General features: G+C 61.9%; 20 protein-coding genes and 1 tRNA gene. 14 read left to right on the forward strand and 7 right to left on the reverse strand.

The features are described 5' to 3' along the window. The first annotated feature begins 16 nt into the window (after positions 1–16). From galE to pgl, 3 genes are read left to right on the forward strand one after another with little or no spacing between them, the layout of a single operon-like run. The gene (gene galE, locus EBBID32_RS18615) at positions 17–1,015 is read left to right on the forward strand and encodes a UDP-glucose 4-epimerase GalE (RefSeq protein ID WP_006963595.1); all 999 of its coding nucleotides are present in this window, start codon (positions 17–19) and stop codon (positions 1,013–1,015) included. Further along, complete coding sequence (locus tag EBBID32_RS18620) at positions 1,012–1,488, forward strand: YbaK/EbsC family protein (RefSeq protein WP_006963597.1); 477 nt, start codon at positions 1,012–1,014, stop codon at positions 1,486–1,488. The genes galE and EBBID32_RS18620 overlap by 4 nt, the downstream gene beginning before the upstream one ends. Before the next feature lie 4 nt (positions 1,489–1,492). Then, positions 1,493–2,185 (forward strand): 6-phosphogluconolactonase, encoded by a 693-nt coding sequence (pgl, locus tag EBBID32_RS18625; RefSeq protein WP_006963599.1) that lies wholly within the window; start codon positions 1,493–1,495, stop codon positions 2,183–2,185. A gap of 171 nt (positions 2,186–2,356) precedes the next feature. Here the strand turns inward: pgl and EBBID32_RS18630 are convergent, their stop codons facing one another. The 3 genes from EBBID32_RS18630 to EBBID32_RS18640 form a co-directional block, all read right to left on the reverse strand. Then, positions 2,357–2,905 carry a hypothetical protein gene (locus EBBID32_RS18630; RefSeq protein WP_006963601.1) on the reverse strand — a complete coding sequence of 183 codons (549 nt, stop codon included), beginning with the start codon at positions 2,903–2,905 and terminating at the stop codon, positions 2,357–2,359. 150 nt (positions 2,906–3,055) lie between these two features. Next, positions 3,056–3,310: a hypothetical protein gene (locus EBBID32_RS18635; RefSeq protein ID WP_006963603.1), complete on the reverse strand. Its 255-nt coding sequence runs from the start codon at positions 3,308–3,310 to the stop codon at positions 3,056–3,058. Between the two features lie 83 nt (positions 3,311–3,393). Further along, the gene (locus EBBID32_RS18640; RefSeq protein WP_006963605.1) at positions 3,394–3,606 is read right to left on the reverse strand and encodes a hypothetical protein; all 213 of its coding nucleotides are present in this window, start codon (positions 3,604–3,606) and stop codon (positions 3,394–3,396) included. Positions 3,607–3,745: 139 nt separating this feature from the next. Between EBBID32_RS18640 and EBBID32_RS18645 the strand changes: the two genes are divergently transcribed. Both EBBID32_RS18645 and EBBID32_RS18650 read left to right on the forward strand, forming a co-directional pair. Then, entirely contained in the window at positions 3,746–4,858 is a 1,113-nt protein-coding gene (locus EBBID32_RS18645) for a sensor histidine kinase (RefSeq protein ID WP_006963607.1), read from the forward strand. A 7-nt stretch (positions 4,859–4,865) separates the two neighbouring features. After that, positions 4,866–5,609 (forward strand): LytR/AlgR family response regulator transcription factor, encoded by a 744-nt coding sequence (locus tag EBBID32_RS18650; protein WP_006963609.1) that lies wholly within the window; start codon positions 4,866–4,868, stop codon positions 5,607–5,609. 132 nt (positions 5,610–5,741) lie between these two features. On the opposite strand, the gene EBBID32_RS18655 is transcribed toward EBBID32_RS18650, so the two are convergent. Further along, complete coding sequence (locus EBBID32_RS18655; protein ID WP_006963611.1) at positions 5,742–6,074, reverse strand: UrcA family protein; 333 nt, start codon at positions 6,072–6,074, stop codon at positions 5,742–5,744. A gap of 959 nt (positions 6,075–7,033) precedes the next feature. Here EBBID32_RS18655 and EBBID32_RS23735 point away from each other — a divergent pair. Together EBBID32_RS23735 and uvrA are read left to right on the forward strand one after the other, a co-directional pair. Further along, a complete protein-coding gene (locus EBBID32_RS23735; RefSeq protein ID WP_196805696.1) occupies positions 7,034–8,083 on the forward strand; it encodes a DUF262 domain-containing protein in 1,050 nt (349 codons plus the stop codon). An 834-nt stretch (positions 8,084–8,917) separates the two neighbouring features. Next, positions 8,918–11,836 (forward strand): excinuclease ABC subunit UvrA, encoded by a 2,919-nt coding sequence (gene uvrA, locus EBBID32_RS18665; protein ID WP_006963621.1) that lies wholly within the window; start codon positions 8,918–8,920, stop codon positions 11,834–11,836. A gap of 2 nt (positions 11,837–11,838) precedes the next feature. Here uvrA and EBBID32_RS23740 read toward each other — a convergent pair whose 3' ends face one another. Further along, positions 11,839–12,375 carry a DUF3037 domain-containing protein gene (locus EBBID32_RS23740; protein ID WP_081628131.1) on the reverse strand — a complete coding sequence of 179 codons (537 nt, stop codon included), beginning with the start codon at positions 12,373–12,375 and terminating at the stop codon, positions 11,839–11,841. A gap of 175 nt (positions 12,376–12,550) precedes the next feature. Further along, positions 12,551–13,114, reverse strand: a complete 564-nt coding sequence (locus tag EBBID32_RS24270) for a hypothetical protein (RefSeq protein ID WP_156022620.1) — start codon at positions 13,112–13,114, stop codon at positions 12,551–12,553. Between the two features lie 293 nt (positions 13,115–13,407). On the opposite strand from EBBID32_RS24270, the gene relB reads away from it, so the two are divergent. The 4 genes from relB (at position 13,408) to EBBID32_RS18685 (ending at position 19,077) form a co-directional block, all read left to right on the forward strand. Next, complete coding sequence (gene relB, locus EBBID32_RS18675; RefSeq protein ID WP_006963623.1) at positions 13,408–13,590, forward strand: type II toxin-antitoxin system RelB family antitoxin; 183 nt, start codon at positions 13,408–13,410, stop codon at positions 13,588–13,590. Beyond that, positions 13,590–13,865, forward strand: coding sequence for a type II toxin-antitoxin system RelE/ParE family toxin (locus EBBID32_RS18680; RefSeq protein ID WP_006963624.1), 276 nt, complete (start codon positions 13,590–13,592; stop codon positions 13,863–13,865). The genes relB and EBBID32_RS18680 overlap by 1 nt, the downstream gene beginning before the upstream one ends. Positions 13,866–13,930: 65 nt before the next feature. Continuing rightward, a complete protein-coding gene (locus EBBID32_RS25165) occupies positions 13,931–14,062 on the forward strand; it encodes a hypothetical protein (RefSeq protein WP_006963625.1) in 132 nt (43 codons plus the stop codon). Positions 14,063–14,397: 335 nt separating this feature from the next. Then, complete coding sequence (locus tag EBBID32_RS18685) at positions 14,398–19,077, forward strand: NAD-glutamate dehydrogenase (RefSeq protein ID WP_006963626.1); 4,680 nt, start codon at positions 14,398–14,400, stop codon at positions 19,075–19,077. A 71-nt stretch (positions 19,078–19,148) separates the two neighbouring features. On the opposite strand, the gene EBBID32_RS18690 is transcribed toward EBBID32_RS18685, so the two are convergent. Continuing rightward, positions 19,149–19,223 (reverse strand) — tRNA-Gln (locus EBBID32_RS18690). A gap of 123 nt (positions 19,224–19,346) precedes the next feature. On the opposite strand from EBBID32_RS18690, the gene EBBID32_RS18695 reads away from it, so the two are divergent. The 3 genes from EBBID32_RS18695 to EBBID32_RS18705 form a co-directional block, all read left to right on the forward strand. Further along, a complete protein-coding gene (locus tag EBBID32_RS18695) occupies positions 19,347–19,862 on the forward strand; it encodes a MarR family winged helix-turn-helix transcriptional regulator (RefSeq protein WP_006963629.1) in 516 nt (171 codons plus the stop codon). A 64-nt stretch (positions 19,863–19,926) separates the two neighbouring features. Next, positions 19,927–20,241 carry a hypothetical protein gene (locus EBBID32_RS18700; RefSeq protein WP_006963630.1) on the forward strand — a complete coding sequence of 105 codons (315 nt, stop codon included), beginning with the start codon at positions 19,927–19,929 and terminating at the stop codon, positions 20,239–20,241. Positions 20,242–20,316: 75 nt separating this feature from the next. Further along, positions 20,317–21,130 (forward strand): DMT family transporter (locus tag EBBID32_RS18705; RefSeq protein WP_037491830.1); only part of this gene is annotated, 814 nt, incomplete at its 3' end.

Genomic DNA, 21,130 nt, shown 5'->3' on the forward strand with positions numbered 1-21,130 from the left:
AACATGGGGTGAGAGCATGACGATAAAGCCAACAATCCTGGTCACTGGCGGCGCAGGCTATATCGGCAGCCACGCCGTATTGGCGCTCAAGGATGCAGGCTATGGCGTCGTCGTCATCGACAATCTTGTCACCGGCTTCGACTGGGCCGTGCCAGATGGCGTGCCTCTGGTGCGCGGCGACATAGCAGACCAGCCGCTGGTCGAAGCCACCCTGCGCGACCATGATATCACCGCGATCATGCACTTCGCAGGCTCCGTCGTCGTGCCGGAATCGGTAGAAAACCCACTCAAATATTATCACAACAACAGCGCCAAGACTCGCGACCTGATCGAAAGCGCAGTCCGCGTCGGCGTCAAGCATTTCATCTTTTCCTCCACCGCCGCCACCTACGGCATCCCCGAAGAAAGCCCGGTCAAGGAGACCACCCCGCAGCGGCCAATCAATCCCTATGGCATGTCGAAGCTGATGACCGAATATATGCTGCGCGATGTCGCGGCAGCACATCCGATGAACTTCTGTGCGCTGCGCTATTTCAACGTCGCGGGTGCCGACCCGCAGGGCCGCAGCGGCCAGTCGACCGCAGGCGCGACCCACCTCATCAAGGTTGCGGTCGAAGCGGCGCTGGGCAAGCGCAAAGGCGTCTCGGTATTCGGCACCGACTTCGCCACCCCCGACGGCACCGGCGTTCGAGACTATATCCATGTGACCGACCTTGCTGCCGCCCATGTCCTCGCCCTGGAAGCGCTGATTGCCGACCCGGTGCGCAGCCACCTCCTCAATTGCGGCTATGGCAAGGGCTTCTCGGTCCTTGAAGTGCTGGACGCGGTCGACCGTGTCACCAACATGACGATCGACCGGACCATGGGGCCGCGCCGCGCTGGCGATCCCGACGCGCTGATCTCCGACAATCGCGCCATCCTCGCCACCTTCCCATGGGAACCGCGCTACGCCGATCTCGATCTTATCGTCCGCCACGCTCTCGCCTGGGAGCGCAGCTTAAGCGAGCGTGCATGAGCGAAGCATCGGTCCGCGCCTGGTTCGCCGCCAACGCACCAGACATCACGATCATCGACCAGGGCGTCAGCACCGCCACCGTCATCGAGGCCGCGCAAGCGCTGGGCGTCGAACCCGCCCGCATCGCCAAGACACTGTCGCTGCGCGTCGGCGACGGTGTCGCGCTCATTTGCACCCGCGGCGACGCCCGCCTGCACAATAGCAAAGCCAAGGCCGCGCTCGGTACCAAGCCGCGAATGCTTGGCGCGGACGAAGTGGAAGCGATCACTGGCCACCCGGTCGGCGGCGTCTGCCCCTTCGGCCTCGCCAGCCCGCTATCCGTCTATTGCGACGTCTCGTTGCAAGCCTTCGCCACCGTCTTTCCCGCCGCCGGGTCACGCACCAGCTCGGTCGAAATCAGCCCCGCGCGCCTCGCGCTGCTGACCGGCGCGACATGGATCGACATCTGCACCCTGCCCGAAACCGTGGAATAATCTCATGCCCACCGAACATCTTTTCACCAATAACGATGAGGCTGCCGCCCACCTCGCCACCCGCATCGCCGCGCTGCTGACCGATGCCATCGCCACGCGCGGCACCGCCAGCCTGGCCCTGTCGGGCGGCCGTTCGCCCAAGCCCGTGCTGGAGGCACTCGCTGCAACCCCGCTCGACTGGAGCAAGGTGGTCGTCACTTTGGTCGATGAACGCTGGGTCGCCCCGGACGCGCCCGACAGCAACGAACGGCTGCTGCGCGAAACCCTGCTGACCGGCCCCGCTGCCGCCGCGCATTTCGTGCCGATGAAAAATGATGCGGCCGACGCCTATGCTGGCCAGCCCGCCGTGGAAGCCGCCTTTGCCGCCATCCCCTGGCCGCTCGATATCGTGCTGCTGGGCATGGGAGAGGATGGCCACACAGCCTCGCTCTTCCCCGCCGCCGCCGAACTGGCCGATGGCCTGACCGGCACCGCCCGCACCATCGCGGTAACGCCCCCCGCCGCGCCACACCAACGCCTGTCGCTGACCGCCAGCGCGATTTTGGCCGCGCGCCACGTCTTTCTGCAAATCAGCGGGGACGCCAAGAAGGCGGTCTATGCGCGGGCACTGGAGGACGGCCCGGTCGAACAGCTTCCGATCCGCCTCGCCCTGCGTCAGGACGCGACTCCGGTAGAAGTGTGGATCAGCGCACAATAATTCCTCCCCAGCACTGGGAAGGGAGACCGGCAAAGCCGGTGGAGGGGGCGGGCGTCCTGATGCGCCCCATGGGAGCAAACGCATCCCCCCTCCGTCTGGCCTACGGCCATCCACCTCCCCTAAAAGGGGAGGATGGCGCCGCCTCCCCCAGAAGCGACGCCCTGCGAAAGCTCAGTTGGCCTTGCTCAAATCCACCTTCTCAACCCACTCAGGATAAAAGGTCGGCTCACGATTAGACCAGCCTACTGCCGTCGCCGCCGCTTCGCTGATCGACTGGAGCAGCACACGCCGCTTTTCGGGGTGCAGATGCGGCAGGCTAGCCGCCGCGCAGAAAGCGCCCGGCAACCATGGCCGCGCGCCCGCGCCCAGCAACCGCTCATAGAGAAAACGATAGGCCGAGAAACTTGCCAGCCGGTCCTGCCCCAAATCGAAGGCGGAGATGGTCACCAGCGGTGCCATGAACGGCTCCACCTGATCCAGCCCGCTATCATCAGGGACGCGCGCCTTGATCTCCTCGATCCGGCCATAAATCCGCGCCTGCGCCCGGATGGACGCTTCCTCCACCATGTCGCGCGACCATAGCTTCATCGCATCGCGGCGATGCAGGCCGATGTCGAGCGACCGGCGGATATAGCGTTGTGTGGCAGACGGGAAACTGGCGAATTCACGCAATTCCGCCAGGGTAACGGCCCCGTCCGCAGGTCTTGCACTCGTACCCATTGTCATGCCCTCCGACTTGAAGTCGATCGTCAGAACATGCGCCTACTATGGTTACTATAGGCTTAAGCACCTGTTCCACGGCCATTCACAAGGGACCAGATTTTTTTGTGCGGCGCAACATGAAAATATCACAGTCGCCCGTGCAGGAAATCAAGCGCCCGGCCGCCGCTCCAGCACCGCGCCGATCATGCTGCGCCACACCGCCACGTCACCTGCCTGCGCCATCTGCGCGTCCGGCTCGCGCAGCGTGTGCAATATCGCATAGGCATCATCGACATGATTAGGCCACGCCGCGTCCACCGCGCCGGCCGCATGGGGGTCGCTGCCGCCGCCATTATGGCTCAGCTGACGGCCGGCCAGGACACGGGCAATGCGTTCGATCGCGGGGGTGGCAGATGTCGGCATGGATTTGTCGCTCCTCTCAGGATCAAGGGTGCGTTTTCGCAATTCCCTGGTGCAAAACTAACATGATTCCCGGCAAATAACCATCAATCCTGATGCTCTTCAAAGCCGGATGACGGCACAGGGTCCCCATGGTCGCCAGGCTTGCTGGTCGCGGGCGGATCGGACGCATCCATCGAATCCTTCAGCCCTTCGTCAAGCTTCTCTTCCTCGCTCAGCACATGGTCCTGCGCGTCGGATTCACGCACATCGCCCGCTTCCTCGCGGCTGCTGGGGCGCACCCCATCCTGCTCGTTCATCGCTCTCTCCTTCTCTGCCGGATCAACGGGCGACGGCAGGGGGCGGTTCCCGGCCCGCGTTCGACCAACGGGCGGGCCAGTTCGACCAGCTACCACGCCATGGGGCGACATTTGCGTTGGCACCGCGTAAAAGGAGAGGATGACAAGCCTTCCCGACGACGGCGAACGCGGCGTATCGCCCGCGATCGCGCTCTATTCCATCCTGGGTTTCTGGCTCTTCTACGCCATACTCGTGACCCTGCGCGCCGCCGTGATGGGCTTTGAATCGCAGGGCGAACTGGGCGTCCGCCGCGCGGTCGTCACCGTGATCGGCATCGTCGTCACCTGGATCCTCTATCTGGCGCTGCGCCGGTTCGACACCAAGCCGCTCAGCGTCCGCATCGTCGCCGCCTTTTCGCTCGCCGCGCCCTTCGCGCTCGCCATGGCCTCGGCCAATTTCTACATGTTCAACGTCTATGATCCGGTGAACATCTTTGCCGATGCGGATCACAGCAAATATGGCAGCGAAGAAGCCTATGCCTTCGTCCAGATCGTGGAAGATGCGATCAGCCGCTATTTCTTCCTCGCCGCCTGGGCCGGCCTCTATCTCGCCCTCTCCTACGCCAGCGAAGCGCATCGCACCGAACGTCGCGCCGCCCGACTGGAGCGTGCCGCCCAGCAGGCCGAACTGCGCTCGCTGCGCTATCAGGTGAACCCGCATTTCCTGTTCAACACGCTCAACTCCCTCTCCTCCCTCGTCATGAAGGACCGGCGGGACGAAGCGGAACAGATGATCATGTCGCTCTCCAACTTCTACCGCACCAGCCTGACCGGCGATCCGCTGGACGACGTGCCGCTGGAGGAGGAAGTCCATCTCCAGAAACTCTATCTGGACATCGAAGGGGTCCGCTTCCCGGACCGGCTCAATACGGTGATAGACATCCCCCCGACCCTGATGAGCGCCTGCGTCCCCGGCCTCATCCTCCAGCCGCTCGTCGAAAATGCGATCAAATACGGCGTCTCGCGCACCTCCAGCCCGGTGGAGATCCGTATAACGGCACGAGAGAATGGCGACCTGATGCACATCGCCGTCACCGACGATGGCGACAACCCGCCCAGCCTGTCGGACAGCGGCAGCGGCATCGGCCTTGCCAATGTCCGTGATCGGCTGACGGCGCGCTTTGGGGATCTGGGCCAAATCGTCTATGGTCCACGCGAGGGGAAGGGATTTTCCGTCCTTCTCACCCTACCCATCATCCGCCGGGGCTGCTGAAACCTCCATGTCCATCCGCACCATGATCGTCGATGATGAACCGCTCGCGGTCGAGCGGCTCCAGATGCTGTGCGCGCGCGAACCGCGCATCGCGCTGGTCGGCACCGCCACCGATGGCGAAGCCGCGCTGCGCCTGATCGAGGGGTTGAAGCCCGACCTCGTCATGCTCGACATCGCCATGCCCCTGCTCGACGGCATCGGCGTCGCCCGCGCGGTCGGGCGCATGGGGCTGCGTCCCGCAATCATCTTCGTTACCGCGTTTGAGGGTTTCGCGGTCGAAGCCTTCGATCTCGCCGCCATCGACTATATGCTAAAGCCCGTCGCGCACGATCGGCTGACCCGCGCGATCGACCGGGTCGAGGCGGCGCTGCGCAATCACGCGCCCGAACGCACCCCTCTCGCCGCCGAGCCGCAGCCCGACTGGGCCGAGGAATTCTGGGTACCCCATCGTTCCGAGCTGATCCGCATCGCCACCGACCAGATCGACCGGATAGAGGCGGAGCGTGACTATATGCGCCTCCATGTCGGCACCCACAGCTATCTGCTGCACCAGACGATCAGCAGCCTGGAGGAACGGCTCGACCCGCAGCAATTTGTCCGCCTTCACCGCTCCCACATCGTCCGCCGCGACCATATCGCCCGCCTGCGCCACGACGGCAGCGGCGTGTGGTTCGCAGCGCTCACCGACGGCAACGAAATCCGCATCGGCCGCACCTTCCTTGCCAACGCCAGGGCCATGACGGGACGGTAAGACAAATCCTCCCCAAGCTTGTCTTGGGAAGGTGGCAGACCGCAGGCCTGACGAAGGGGCAATGCCCCCCTCCCACGCAAAAAAGCCCGGCAATCACCGGGCTTCTTCACGTCTGGGCGGGCATATCCGCAATCAGTTCTGCGCGTCCTTCACGCTCGCTTGGGCATAGCGCTCGCTGGTTTCGGCCCGCGCGATCGCGGCGCTGATCGGCGCTTCGACCTGGGCGATCGCCATGGACTTGCACGTCTGCGCGGTAGAGCGGTCCATCGACCTGCACACCTTGCTGGCGGCGCGGGCGATGCGCTGGCGCAGTTGCTGCTGGTCAGACGTCTTGGACAGGTCCAGGTCACCATGGCGCACTTCACTCGTACGGCCGTTGGAAACAAATTCTCCGGCGCTGGCCGAACCGGCGGTGGCGATCAGCGCGATGGAACCCAGCGCGGCAAAAAGGGTCGAACGGAACATGGGCTTGTCTCCTCTAAACTGCTGTGGCCCGGCCACTGCCGGTTAGGGGCTGGCGGCGGTCCGGGTGCGAACGGGGCGGGCCTTTGGGTCTTTGGGGCGGCGCCATCGCCCGTTCGCCCATCCTGTTTAGGCGCATGACCGCAACCGCGCCCGCCCGCTTCGACCGGCGGCACCCCGCATCGGCCAACGACACACCCATCGACAAAGCGCCCAACGGTGCGGACAAACAGCAGGACGAACGACATGAACGCGCCGCCAAACGACATTTGCCGTAACGGAAAGCGGGAATCGCAATGACGTCGACCAAGAAATTCCTCCCCTTGCAGGGGAGGTGGCAGCACGAAGTGCTGACGGAGGCGTGTCGCCCTCTCGGCGATAGAGCGGCCCACCGCCCAAACGCAAAAACGCCCCCGGCGCAAGGGATGGCCGGGGGCGTATCCAGGATGCTGTCGGGCACCGGGATCAGGATGAACTGTTGCAGGACAGACGCCGCCGCTCCGGCGAAACCATATCCCTGTGACGCCATCCTAAGCCGAAATCGGCGCCGCGAACCTGCCGTTCGATAATCCGCGCCCAACACACGCCCGGCTGCATGTCCCGACGACGAACCGTCAACCCGGCACCACCAACGACATCACGCCCCCAGCGGCGGCGACCCGGCGGCAACCAACGCCGCCTCGATACAGGCACGGAACGCTACGTCATGGCCGGTTCGGCCCTGATTTAAGGAAAGGCAATGGGCCGGTGGTTTTGCGATTGGGGGGAAGCGATTGGGTCATGCTGATGGATTGGAGAATGACGTGGATGCGCCAATTGTCGCCGTTCAACGCAGAAGTTACCATGGCCGAAAGCTGCCGTTCCTTTCGCCCATTATGCGCTTGTAATGCGCAACGCGCTAGCGCTGAATATCACTGGCGATGGGGCGATGGGGCTGGCATAGGCAAATGAGGGAGTACACTATGCCGAGCATTCCACAGACATTCTCAATTTCTGATTTTTTGACTTGGGACAGGCAGAAACAGCTTGAACTTCAGCCACAATTTCAGCGCGGCACAGTATGGACGCCTCAGGCACAATCATTTCTGATTGATACAATTTTACGCGAGCTTCCAATACCGGCGGTGTATATTCGCACGCGCATTGATGCATCAACCCAATCCTCTGTTCGTGAAGTGGTGGATGGTCAGCAACGCTTGCGGGCAATTTTGGCATTCGCCGCGAATGGTTTGCGAATAAACTCGCGAAGCCCTGATTTTGGTGGTCAGCGCTACAACGACCTTGCCCAAGACCGGAAGGACGCCTTCCTATCTTACAACATTTCCACTGTTCAACTTTTAAATGCGTCAGATGCAGAAGTATTGGAAGTATTTGCGCGCCTGAATTCGTACAGTGTTAAAGTGACGCCGGCAGAACTACGGCATGCTAGGTTCGATGAACCGGTCAAATGGGCGATTTGGAACACAACACGCGAAAATGGGCAACTTTGGGACAAATTTCATGTCGTTTCACTACGCGACAGTGTCAGATTGAAGAATACTACTTTGATTGCAGAGCTATACATGGCATTTGCTAACGGTCTCGGCGATGGCGGCGAGGACAAGGTTGGAGCATTTTATAAAAGCAACATAAAACGGGATGAAAACTATTTTTCAGATATCACCGGACTTGTGCAAAAAAACATTAACGTTTCTTGTGGTACATTTGGGATAGATTTCGGTAACACTACATTTTTTGATGCGCCAAATTTTCTTCTCCTTGTGTGTGCCATAGCATTCGTAGAAGGTGAATTGCCATCCTCGGCGTTGACAGTGGAGGTGGATAACAAGCGTGGGGTAGGCCTTAGCCTCGCAAACGCCGCCAACAATCTTCCATTGCTTGCCACGGCTATCGAGAACGATGATATTAACGGAGCATATGCCGCCTTCGTCGTCGCAAGCAAAAGTAGCACTCAACGGATCAGTTCACGCCGGCCTCGCTTCGCTGCCATAGTGAATGCCATCGCGGCGTAATGCTCAACAGTCTGGCAGCACAGTTGGAGCGGCGCGTCGATGCGCTAAGTGCGGATATGGCTCCAATCTTCGTCGCGCCGTTAACCGCTTCGGATCGCCGAAAAGCCGAGCACATCACTTTTCAGCTACAAAATGCTTGGGAACAATATGTACGGAACTTCATCCTTTGGTCAGCGACCGGACGAGCTGTCGGCTCAGCAGGGCGAATTCCACCTTCTGTCCCGCGTCGCTATCGAACAAGAGAAGCCGTCAGCCACTATCTACTTCTGATTACCGGCGCTCGGTACGAACCAAACTGGTATCGCCCCGTGGACGCTATTCGAGCCGCGAGAAAATTGAGCATAGCAAACTATGCGAACGTTGCCGCTGCGATTGGATCGACACCTTGGCCCCTTGAGAATTTGCGACTTACGCGAAATTTCTTCGCGCATCGTTCGCGCAGCTCGGCGTTGCAATTGCGTGCTTTAAACTGGTTCACTCCTAACGATGCCATAAGTATTGAAACCACATTGTTCCCGTTTGACATTGGCGGACTACGAAGGTTTGAAGGATACTGTGCTGCGATGAAGGCCGTAAGTCGGGCGATGCTATAGCCTCACTGGCGACAGCTATAGCCGGTCATGTTGTCTGAAGTTGCCGGTCCCCAATCGGACAATCCCGCCCATCAGTAAACACCCCTCATAGCCCCCACGCCCATGTCTTTGGTGCAGGCCCAACCTCTTTCCGCCCGACCCTGCGGATTTTCCCTTCTCAAATCCATGACCTCGCCCCATTTGTCGGGGCGACTGGCAGATGGTCTTGCCCGATCAGAACAAATATGGAACAACACACCCCATGAGTCTGACCCACATCTCCGTCCGCGGCGCGCGCGAGCATAACCTCAAGGGCGTCGATGTCGATCTGCCGCGCGACAGCCTGATTGTCATTACCGGCCTGTCGGGATCGGGCAAAAGCTCGCTCGCCTTCGACACCATCTATGCCGAAGGGCAGCGGCGTTATGTGGAATCGCTCTCCGCCTATGCGCGCCAGTTTCTGGAGATGATGCAGAAGCCCGATGTGGAGCATATTGAGGGCTTAAGCCCCGCGATCAGTATCGAGCAGAAAACCACGTCGAAAAACCCGCGCTCCACCGTCGCGACCGTCACCGAAATCTACGATTATATGCGGCTGTTGTGGGCGCGCGTCGGCATCCCCTACAGCCCCGCGACCGGCCTGCCGATCAGCGCCCAGACCGTCAGCCAGATGGTCGACCGCGTGATGCTGCTGCCGGAAGGCACGCGCTTCTACCTCCTCGCCCCCGTCGTGCGCGGGCGCAAGGGCGAGTATCGCAAGGAATTGGCCGAATGGCAGAAGGCGGGCTACACCCGCGTCCGCATCGACGGCGAAATGATGCTGATCGAGGACGCGCCCGCGCTCGACAAGAAGTACAAGCATGACATCGAAGTCGTGGTCGACCGCCTGGCCGTGGAACCCGACATGGGCACCCGCCTGGCCGACAGTTTCGAGCAGGCGCTGAAACTGGCCGACGGGCTGGCCTTTGTCGATCTCGCCGATGGCGTCGTGCCGGGCCGCGAGGATGAAGCCCCCGCCGCCGACAAGAAGATGAAGGGGGCCGGCATCCCCGCCAACCGCATCGTGTTCAGCGAAAAATTCGCCTGCCCCGTCAGTGGCTTCACCATCGCGGAGATCGAGCCGCGCCTCTTCTCCTTCAACGCCCCGATGGGCGCCTGCCCCGCCTGCGACGGGCTTGGCGAACGGCAGGAGTTCGACCCCGAACTGGTGGTGCCCAACGAAGCCCTCTCGCTTAAAAAGGGCGCGGTCGTCCCCTGGGCCAAATCCAACCCGCCCAGCCCCTATTATATGCAGGTGCTTGGGAGCCTCGCCAAGGAATTTGGGTTCAGCCTCGACACCCCCTGGGCCGACCTGCCCGGCGAGGTGAAACTCATCATCCTCCACGGCACCGGCGGCAAGCCCGTCACGCTCAAATTCATGGATGGCCGCAAAAGCTATGAAGTGAAAAAGGCGTTTGAGGGCGTTATCGGCAACTTGAACCGCCGCCTCCTCCAGACCGAATCCGCCTGGATGCGCGAGGAACTGTCCAAATATCAGCGCGCCCAGCCCTGCGAAACCTGCCACGGCGCGCGCCTGAAACCCGAAGCGCTGGCGGTCAAGATTGCGGGCGAGGACATCTCCCTCTCCACCCGCCGCTCGGTCGTGGACGCGCTCGCCTTCTTCACCGCGATGCCGGACAGATTGAACGACCAGCAGAACCAGATCGCCCGCGCCATCCTCAAGGAAATTGTCGAGCGCCTGGGCTTCCTCAACAATGTCGGCCTCGATTATCTGAACCTGGACCGCACCAGCGGCACCCTGTCCGGCGGCGAATCCCAGCGCATCCGCCTCGCCAGCCAGATCGGCAGCGGCCTGTCCGGCGTCCTCTACGTCCTCGACGAACCCTCGATCGGCCTGCACCAGCGCGACAATGACCGCCTGCTCGTGACCTTGAAGCGCCTGCGCGACCTGGGCAACAGCGTCATCGTCGTGGAGCATGACGAGGATGCGATCCGCCACGCCGACTATATTGTCGACATGGGACCGGGCGCGGGCATCCATGGCGGGCAGATCGTGGCGCAGGGCACCCTGCCCGAAATCCTGAAGGCCAAAAACAGCCTCACCGCCGATTATCTCAACGGCACCCGCCGCATCGACGTGCCGGCCAAGCGCCGCAAGGGTAATGGCAAGAAGATCACCGTCCACAACGCCCGCGCCAACAACCTCACCGGCGTGACGGCCAGCATCCCGCTCGGCACCTTCACCTGCATCACCGGCGTCTCCGGCTCCGGCAAGTCCAGCTTCACCATCGACACGCTCTACGCCGCCTCCGCCCGCGCCCTGAACGGCGCGCGCATCCTGGCCGGCGCGCATGACAAGGTGACGGGCCTGGAACATTGCGACAAGGTGATCGACATCGACCAGTCGCCCATCGGCCGCACCCCCCGCTCCAACCCGGCCACCTATACCGGCGCCTTCACCAACATCCGCGACTGGTTCGCGGGCCTGCCCGAAAGCCAGGCGCGCGGCTACAAACCGGGCCGCTTCAGCTTCAACGTCAAGGGCGGCCGCTGCGAAGCCTGCACCGGCGACGGCCTCATCAAGATCGAGATGCACTTCCTCCCCGACGTCTATGTCACCTGCGATGTGTGCCACGGCGCGCGCTACAATCGCGAAACGCTGGAGGTGAAATTCAAGGGCCACTCGATCGCCGACGTGCTGGACATGACGGTCGAGGATGCGGTCGAATTCTTCAAGGCCGTGCCGCCGATCCGCGACAAGATGGCCATGCTCGCCGAAGTGGGCCTGGGCTATGTCAAGGTCGGCCAGCAGGCCACAACCCTGTCGGGCGGCGAAGCCCAGCGCGTCAAACTCGCCAAGGAACTCGCCCGCAGAGCCACCGGCCAGACCCTCTACATCCTCGACGAACCCACCACCGGCCTGCATTTCGAGGATGTCCGCAAACTGCTCGAAGTCCTCCACGCGCTGGTCGACCAGGGCAATAGCGTGGTCGTGATCGAGCATAATCTCGACGTCATCAAGACGGCGGACTGGATCATCGACATGGGTCCAGAGGGTGGCGTGAAGGGCGGCGAAGTCGTGGCGGAAGGCACACCGGAAAAGGTCGCGAAGGAGCCACGGTCATTTACCGGGCACTATCTTGCGCCGTTGCTGGGGTTGGAGAGTGTGGCGGCGGAGTGAAGTTACGCGAGTTTAAGCCTAGGAGTATCCTCATGAGGACGCCTGTTCCTATCTCGACTTTTCTCAATTGGTGTAGCGAGAGAAGCAATTGATGTTATGAGCTTAATTTTATCCGAGTTGCTGGCCCAATTTATCAACTCCGCGCCTTGATGAGCCGCCGTTTCTAAGCAAGACCGTGCCGCAGATTCTACATTGCTTGACGCTTCATAAATCGCCGTATTCCGTGCCTCTGGATCGAAAATTCCAGCATTACGTATGTCAATGTCGCGTGCAACAACGGCTTCGGTCAATTCGCGTATTGAGGACTGATCAATCGCGGATGACAAAACGCGTATCTTATCGAGGCGTTTTGGCAAACGGACATCAATCGATGCCTCACCAAAAACGACCACGCCGACGTTGATGCGTTCATCACGGACTCCCCCAGGAGCTAACCGCACGATGGCAAATTTATACGATCGAACCATCCGTAAGCCCTTTGCGCAGCTGCTCGACCCTATCAGCCCACCCACCGCCATCGCAATAAGCAAAAAGGTCATCACTCAATGACAATGGAAGCCAATGAGTCGGCATTTGCCCAACCATCCGTCGAATTTGCGCAGGCGATATGACACCAAGCCGACGTACGATCAAAAGCGCGGCCTCAATGTCAAATCCATGCCGTTGACGCAAGTCTATCCATTCACGAGCGCTGGTATCACCGTCCTGAAAAAATCAGTCCCACGGCCATCGCCAAAAAACAGACCTCGCGAAATCCAGCGCCATCAACTGGCGTTCATTTCCAGCGCCCGCTATAAGAAAATTGCCCATATGGCGATCAATATTGTTCAAAAATAAATCTAAAGCGTGAATCGCTGATAGAACAGCTCTCAACTCCGGGGCGACACTTCCCAGTTCTATCATAGAGTATTTTTCTAAAAACAGAATAGTTTCCGTCTGGTTAAAAACACCATCTACCGATTCTGACCCAAATGCAATGTCACCATTATTAGTTTGGATGAAATCGCATCGTGGCGTTGAGATTCCGACCATTCCCGCTATTTGATGAGATAGCCATTCATTAGCTCTTATACATTTATCACCCTTATCGATTTTCAAATAGTATTTCCGTCCATTATCCGCTTGGACGTAAGCTGATACATCTTTGCCCTCAGGCATAGGGAGTTCGAACAGCGTTTTTCTAGGAAACAGGGCTAATTGTTCAGCAGGGATAGTTGGAGGAGGACCACTGAACGTGATCGGATTTGTCCAACCTCTCATCAACACAGGCTCAGCCATTCCACTACACCTTGTGGTCCAATATGGTGTGGATACCATATATTGATTTTCGGGCAAACGGTTAATCTGAGGGGATGTTTAACGGCTTATCACCTGCTGTGACAAATGCAAAGAACAAAACACGATCAGAGCGTCACGCAACTGGTGATCAGGTCATGGAATTACGGTGGGAATTAAGGTGACAGGTGCAACAATCCCCAAATCAAACCTGCATGTGTCCGATACGGATCAATCGCTGGGGCGACATCCCGCGCGATATGGATTCGCCCGGACCGTCCTGCTATAGTGAATCCATGACCAAGCTAACCCCCATCGAGTCCGAATTCGCGACGACGCAGGAGGCCGAAGCCTATGATGCATGGTTCCGTGCGAAGGTCGAGGCGTCCTTGGCTGATACGACGCCTCCCATTCCGCATGATCAGGTGATGGCAGAACTGCGCGCGATCATCGAAACGAAAACGGCCAGCCAAGCCTAATGCCGCATGTTGTCTGGCGCAAAACGGCGCGAGAGGATGCCCGCCGGATCACCGCCTATATTGCAGAGCGCAATCCTGCCGCCGCTCTACGCCATGCCGACTTATTCCAGCATTGCGCCGAACGACTGGCCGACCATCCCTACATGTATCGTGCCGGGCGCCTGCCGGACACGCGGGAAGCGATTGTTACGCCCAACTATATGCTCGTCTATCGGGTCACGGCCAACGCCATAGAAATTCTTGCCCTCGTCCACACCCGCCAACAATATCCCTAGCCCCTCCCCCGACACACACTACCCGCTTGATCCAAGGCCACCACTCCTGTCGCGCGCTCAAATTCTTGGCAGGTGACGAACGCTGCGAAGTGCAGACCCGCGTGGTCTTTGCCGACGCCAGTGAATTTAACAGCCCGGTCGATTATTGCGGCGTCACCAACCTGGTCGTCACCGACAAAAATATGTTCACGCGATGATAGGGACTGCCCTCCCTTTGGGCGGGGCGGCACGACGCGCTGGCCGGTCGGGGCGGATCGCGGGAAAATGCTCCGGAAGCGCCCTTATCCGCGCTCGACATGCGGCGCGGGCTGGCCGATAGTCGCGCCACCACCTAGCCCACCACCACGCGCGGGGCATGTTGCGCTGCATCATATTATTTCAACGCTAAGACACTTTATTTCACAAGCAGGGTTGAGCCTCCCCATGGGCGGAGGCATATAGACGGTCGAAAGCCGAGGAGTCGCATGGCGGCGATCCAGCGTCTCCTCCGTTCAATTCCAAGCGGGATGAACCCGCGTGAGAGGTTAGGCGAATGACGGCGCTGGCGGATGTGAACATCAAGGAAGTCGATACGTTCATCCGGGAGGCGCTGGAGGCAGCGCTGGAGCGGGGTGCCCTGCCCGGCGAACGCGAAGGGCTGGACGAACAGGGCATAGCGGCGGCCGCCGCCTTTCTGGGCCGCACCGCCAACGGACGCAAGCCGGGCGACGCCGCGATCATGGTCGAGACGCTGGGCGAAGGCGCCAATGGCCGCTATATGCGCATCGCGATCGTCAATGACGACATGCCGTTTCTGGTCGACAGCATTGCCAACACGCTGGCCGCCGCCGACATCACCATCCACCGCCTGCTGCACCCCGTCCTTTCGGTGACTCGCCATGCCGATGGGTCGCTGGCCGCGATACTAGACGATGATGCGCCGGGCGCGCGTCGCGAATCGATGATCTATATCGAAGCCGACCGGGCCGACGCCAAGGCGCGCCGGGCGTTGGAAAAGGCGCTGCGCGACACGCTGACCGACGTGCGGGCGGCGGTGGCCGACTGGGCGCCGATGCAGGCGGCGATGGCGGCGGACGCCGACGCCGTGCCGGACGAGGAAGGCGCGGCGCTGCTGCGCTGGTTCCTGGCGCGCCATTTTACCCAGACCGGGCATGAGCTGTGCAACCGCGACGGCACCAGCCAGTCGCGGCTGGGCATCTGCACCCTGCGCGACAAGACGCTGATCGCGCCTGCATCGCTGGAGGCAGCCTTTGTGTGGTTCGAGGAAGGCAAGCGCACGCCGCTGATCATCAAGTCCAGCCGCATCTCGCGCATCCATCGCCATGTGCTGCTCGACCTGATCATCATCCCCGTGCGCGAAGGACGCGAGGTCAAGGCGCTGTCGATCCATGCGGGTATGTGGACCAGTTCGGGCCTGTCGGCGACGCCGGAAAAGGTGCCATTGCTGCGGTCGACGCTGTCGAACCTGATGGACAAATTCGGCTTTGACCCGGCGGGCCATGCGGGCAAGACGCTGGCCCACGCGCTGACCGCCCTGCCGCATGACATCACCATTGGCTTTGATCGTGAGACGCTGGAGCGACTGGCGCTGACCTTCATGTCGCTGACCGACCGGCCCCGGCCCAAGCTGGCGCTGGCGACCAGCGCGCTGGCGCGCCATCTCTATGCCTTTGTCTGGCTGCCGCGCGACGAATTGTCGACCGCGCGCCGGATCGCTGTGCAGGACATGCTGGCACAGGCGGCGAACGGCCCGGTGCTCAGCTGGTCGATCGCGCTGGAGGAAGGTGGCCTCGCGCTGCTGCGCATCACGCTCGACCTGCGCGAAGGCGGCGTGGTGCCGGACGATGTGGCGCTGGACCATCAGCTCAAGCAGATGGTGCGCGGCTGGCTGCCCGCGGTCGAGGAAGCGCTGACGCAGACCGAGGAGCCGGGTCGCGCCGCCGCGCTGGCGCAGCGTTATGCCGGAGGCTTCCCGGCGGTCTATCGCAATGGCGCGGGGCCAGCAGAAGCGGCGATCGACATTCGCCAGATCCACGGCCTGTCAGGGGCCGGCGACAAGGCGATCCGCATCTATCGCAACCCGGAGGACAGCGCTGAACGGCTGCGGCTCAAACTCTACAGCCATGTGACGATCGCTTTGTCCGAAGTGGTCCCGGCGTTCGAGAATTTCGGCTTTCGCGTGATCGAGGAGATGACGACGGCGATTGATGGCGGGACGCTGGGCCATGTCCAGCGTTTCGTGCTGGAACTGCCCGCTGGCGGCGACGCGCAGGGGGTGGTGGCCCGCGCAGACATCGTCACCGAAGCGATCGCCCAGGTGCTGGAAGGCCGGGCGGAGAATGATCGGTTCAACGAACTGATCGTCACAGCCGGACTGACGCCGCGATCGGTGGTGCTGCTGCGGGCGCTGTTCCGCTATCTGCGCCAGACCGGCATGGCCTATGGCATGGCGACCTTTGCCGAAACGCTGCGCCGGGCGCAGGGGGTTGCGGTCAATCTGATCACCCTGTTCGAGGCGCTGCACGATCCCGCCGCGCGCGATGGCGCGGAGGCGCGGGTAGCAGAAGCACAGGCCGCGATTGACGCCGGGCTGGAGGCGGTGACGGCGATTGACGAGGACCGGGTGCTGAGACTTTTGCGCGCCGTCATCAACGCAACGCTGCGCACCAATTTCTTCAGCAAGGCAGCGGTCGAGGCGCTGGCGTTCAAGCTGGACAGCGCGCAGGTGCCCGGCCTGCCCGCGCCGCTGCCATGGCGCGAAATATGGGTCTATAGCCCGCGTGTCGAGGGCATCCATCTGCGCGCCGGGCCGGTGGCGCGCGGCGGGCTTCGCTGGTCCGACCGGCGCGACGATTTCCGCACCGAAATCCTTGGCCTGATGAAGGCACAACGGGTCAAGAATGCCGTCATCGTACCGACCGGGGCGAAGGGCGGCTTCTATCCCAAGCAATTGCCCAATCCGCAGGCCGACCGCGATGCGTGGATTGCCGAGGGCACCGAAAGCTATCGCATCTTCATCCGCGCACTGCTGTCGGTGACCGACAATATCGTCAACGACCATGTCAAACATCCCGCTCAGGTCGTGGTGCGTGATGACGACGATCCCTATTTCGTGGTCGCCGCCGACAAGGGAACGGCCACCTTCAGCGACATCGCCAACGCCATCGCGCTTGATCGCAAATTCTGGCTGGGCGATGCCTTCGCCAGCGGCGGATCCAACGGTTACGACCATAAGGCGATGGGCATTACGGCACGCGGCGCGTGGATTTCGGTGCAGCGCCACTTTGCCGAAATGGGCGTCGATGTGCAAAGCGAACCGGTCAGCGTCGTGGGTTGCGGCGACATGTCGGGCGACGTGTTCGGCAACGGGATGCTGCTCAGCAAGGCAATCAAACTGGTAGCAGCGTTCGACCATCGCCACATTTTCTTCGACCCCGCGCCCGATCCGGCAAAAAGCTGGGAGGAGCGCAACCGGCTGTTCCAGCTGCCCCGGTCAAGTTGGGACGATTATGACAAGGCGTTGATCTCCAAGGGCGGCGGCGTATTTTCCCGCGCGCTCAAGAGCATAATGCTGACCCCGGAAATCCAGGCGATATTGGGAGTCACGGACGCCGAGATGGAGCCGACCGCCCTCATCTCCGCGATCCTCAAAGCCCCTGCCGATCTGTTGTGGTTCGGCGGCATCGGCACCTATGTGAAGGCGGCGGCGCAAAGCCATGGCGATGTCGGCGATCCGGCCAATGACCGGCTGCGCGTCAATGCCGAACAGTTGCGGGTCAAGGTGATTGGCGAAGGCGCGAACCTCGGCACGACGCAGGCGGGACGCATCGCCTTTTCGCTGCGCGGCGGGCGGATCAACACCGACTTCATCGACAATAGCGCGGGCGTCGATTGTTCGGATAATGAGGTCAATATCAAGATCGCCCTGAACAAGGAGATGGCCGAAGGCCGCCTGCCGTTCGAGGAGCGCAACGCGCTGCTGGAAAGCATGACCGATGCGGTCGGGGCCATCGTGCTGGAGGATAACCGCTTGCAGGCGCTGGGCCTGTCCATCGCCGAAAGCGGCGGTGCGGCGGATCTGGCGAGCTATGTGCGGCTGATCGAGACGTTCGAGGAAAGCGGACGGCTCGACCGGCAGGTTGAAGGGCTGGCCGCGAACGACCAGTTGCTGCGGCGCGGACAGGACGGACAGGGTTTGACCCGGCCGGAACTGGCCGTATTGCTCTCGACCGCAAAGCTGAGCTTGCAGGACGCGATCGAGCAAGGTGATCTGGCCAGCGACGCAAGCATGACCGGCGAGTTGATGGCCGCCTTCCCTGCTGCGATGCAGGAAAGGGAAGCCGATGCGATTGCCGTCCATGCCCTGCGCAAGGAAATCATCGCCACCAAGGTCGCCAACCGCATCGTCAACCGGCTGGGCCTGATCCATCCGTTCGAGCTGGTGGAGGAGGAAGGCTGTTCGCTGGGCGACATGGCCAGTGCCTTCCTGATCGCAGAGCGGCTCTATGACATTGACACATTGTGGGCGGACATTGACGCCGCCGAGATGGCAGAAAGCGCGCGCCTTGCCCTGTTCGGCGATATTGCGGGCGGGATGCGGGCGCAGATTGCCGACATCTTGCGCAGCCAGTCGGCCGGGACGCTGCCGAGCGCTGGATTGGCAGCGCTGAAGCAGGGCGTTGGGACGTTGGCGGCGCAGGTCGATGATCTGCTGACCAGCGAGGCGCAGCGTCGCACCAATGCGGTGACCGAGCGGCTGCTGGCTCTGGGCGCGCCTGATGCGCTGGCGCGGCGCACGGCGGGACTGTTCAAACTGGACGGCGCGGTCGGCATAGCGGCGCTGGCCGGGCGGATGGGTGTGGACGAAACGGCGCTGACCCGCGCCTTCACCCATTTGGGCGAAGCGGTCGGCATCGACTGGGTCCAGTCCGCCGCCGCGCGCATGGAACCGACCGATCCGTGGGAACGGCTGCTGATTTCTGGCGTCGCCCGCGATATGCAGCAGGTGCGGCTGGACTTCCTGGCACAGTGCGGTTCCAAAGACGGCAAGGGCAAGGACATATCCGCCCATGTCGAAGATTGGCTGATCCAGCGCGGCCCCCGCATCCGCCAGTTCCGTACCCTGGTGCAACGCGCCAAGGCCGCTGCGACGCCCAATGTCGCAATGCTGGCGGAAATTGCGGGTCAGGCGCGCGGACTGCTGGGGCGGTAAGCCGCGCGGACGGCGGGGGAGGCAGGCACCTTTTCCGCTTTCCGCGTGATTCGGTGCATTTTCAAGAAAACTGGCTGGGGCGGCAGGATTCGAACCTGCGCATGGCGGCATCAAAAGCCGCTGCCTTACCGCTTGGCGACGCCCCAGCAGCGCCGATTTTCGTCGGCGCGGTCAGGCATATAGCGTGTGATTGGCGAAAGGAAAGCCTAGTCATCATCCTTTTGGGACGGCAATAAGACACTTTCCTCCCGCGCTGGATCATCACAGCCATGACCATTACCAGTTCGTCGCCTTCATCGGCCCAGATGTCGCCCGCATCCCCGCTGTTCCTGCGCGAGGATGAGATACGACGCGGGATCGAAATGCTCTATTTCGGCTATTCCGCGCTGACCCGGTCGATCGACGAGGGACTGGCGGCACTGGGGCTGGGCCGGGCGCATCATCGCGCGCTCTATTTCATCTCGCGCCAGCCCGACCTGACCGTCAAGGATCTGCTGCGGTTGCTGGCCATCACCAAGCAATCATTGGGTCGGGTCCTGAACGACCTGATTGATCGCGGCTATATCGAATCGCGGCCCGGTCCCAACGACCGGCGACAGAAATTGCTGCGGCTGAGCGCGGCGGGCGCAGCGCTGGAGGCCGAACTGTTCCGTGCCCTGCGCGAGAAGATGGCAGCCGCCTATGCACAGGCAGGGCAAGGGTCGGTCACCGGCTTCTGGCGGGTGCTGGAAGGGCTGATCCCCGATCAGGACCGGTCGATGGTGTTCGGCCTGCGCGGCGGATAGGCACGCAACCTTATCGCGCCTGCTGCGCTTATGTCGCTCCACGCAATGGGGAAAAGGAGCCATCATGCGCACATCCATATTGGCCGCACTCGCGGTCCTCTCGGTCGCCAGCCTGTCGGCTTGCTCGGAAAAAACCGAGGATAGCGTCGAAAATGCAGGCGCTTCGATCGGCAATGACATCAGCCAGTCGGTCGATCGCGCGGGCGACACAATCGATAATGGCCTGGACAGGGCCGGACGGACGATCGACGAGGGCGCGGACAAGATCGGTGCGGCGACGAGCGATGCCGCAAACGACGCGGAGCGCGAGGCAGACGCCGCCAAGCGTGATGTCGGCGCGTCGCTGGAAGAAGCAGGCAAGGATCTGAAGAACGATTGATCCGTTCGGGTGCGCGGCTTCCACACCGCGCACCTCCGGCTTGACCCCGCCCTGCGCGGTCCATAGCGGTCGGGCATGACCCATGCCGCCGTCCTCAGCGATCCCCCCGCCCCAAGCCGCTGGCTGATCGGCCGTCCCGAACTGGCGCTGATCGGCGTGACGATGCTGTGGGGCGGCACTTTCCTGATCATTCATGGCGCGATGACGCAGTCAGGGCCGCTTTATTTTGTCGGGCTGCGCTTTGGCACTGCGGCGCTGCTCACCCTGCCGCTGGCGCTGCCAGTGCTGCGCGGACTGACGCTGGGCGAACTATGGGCGGGGCTGGTGATCGGTCTGGGCATCTTTGTCGGCTATACGCTCCAGACCTGGGGGCTTCAGACGATTTCGAGCAGCGCATCGGCGTTCATCACCGCCGCCTATGTGCCGCTGGTGCCGGTGCTGCAATGGATCATCCTGCGGCGGCGGCCCCGGCTGGCGAGCTGGATCGGGGTGGCACTGGCGTTCATCGGCCTGTTGTTGGTGGCGGCACCCGAAGGCGGCATGGCGCTGGGCCGGGGCGAGATTCTGACGCTGATCAGCACATTGGCGATCGCGCTGGAGATCATCTTCATCAGCCTGTGGGCTGGCAGCGTCAATGTCCTGCGGGTGACCGTGGTGCAGCTGGCGGTGACGTCGCTGCTGGCCTTTGCCTGCATGGCCCCGGCGGGCGAGGCGATCCCACCCTTCTCCTGGGCGGTGGTGATCGCCGCCTGTGGCCTTGGCGCGATGACAGCGATCATCCAGCTGGTGATGAACTGGGCGCAGCGCACCGTGTCGCCGACACGGGCGACGTTGATCTATGCGGGCGAACCGGTCTGGGCCGGGATCATCGGCAGGATCGCGGGCGACC

Origin of the sequence: Sphingobium indicum BiD32 (genome assembly GCF_000382885.1) — a bacterium.
GTDB lineage: Bacteria > Pseudomonadota > Alphaproteobacteria > Sphingomonadales > Sphingomonadaceae > Sphingobium > Sphingobium japonicum_C.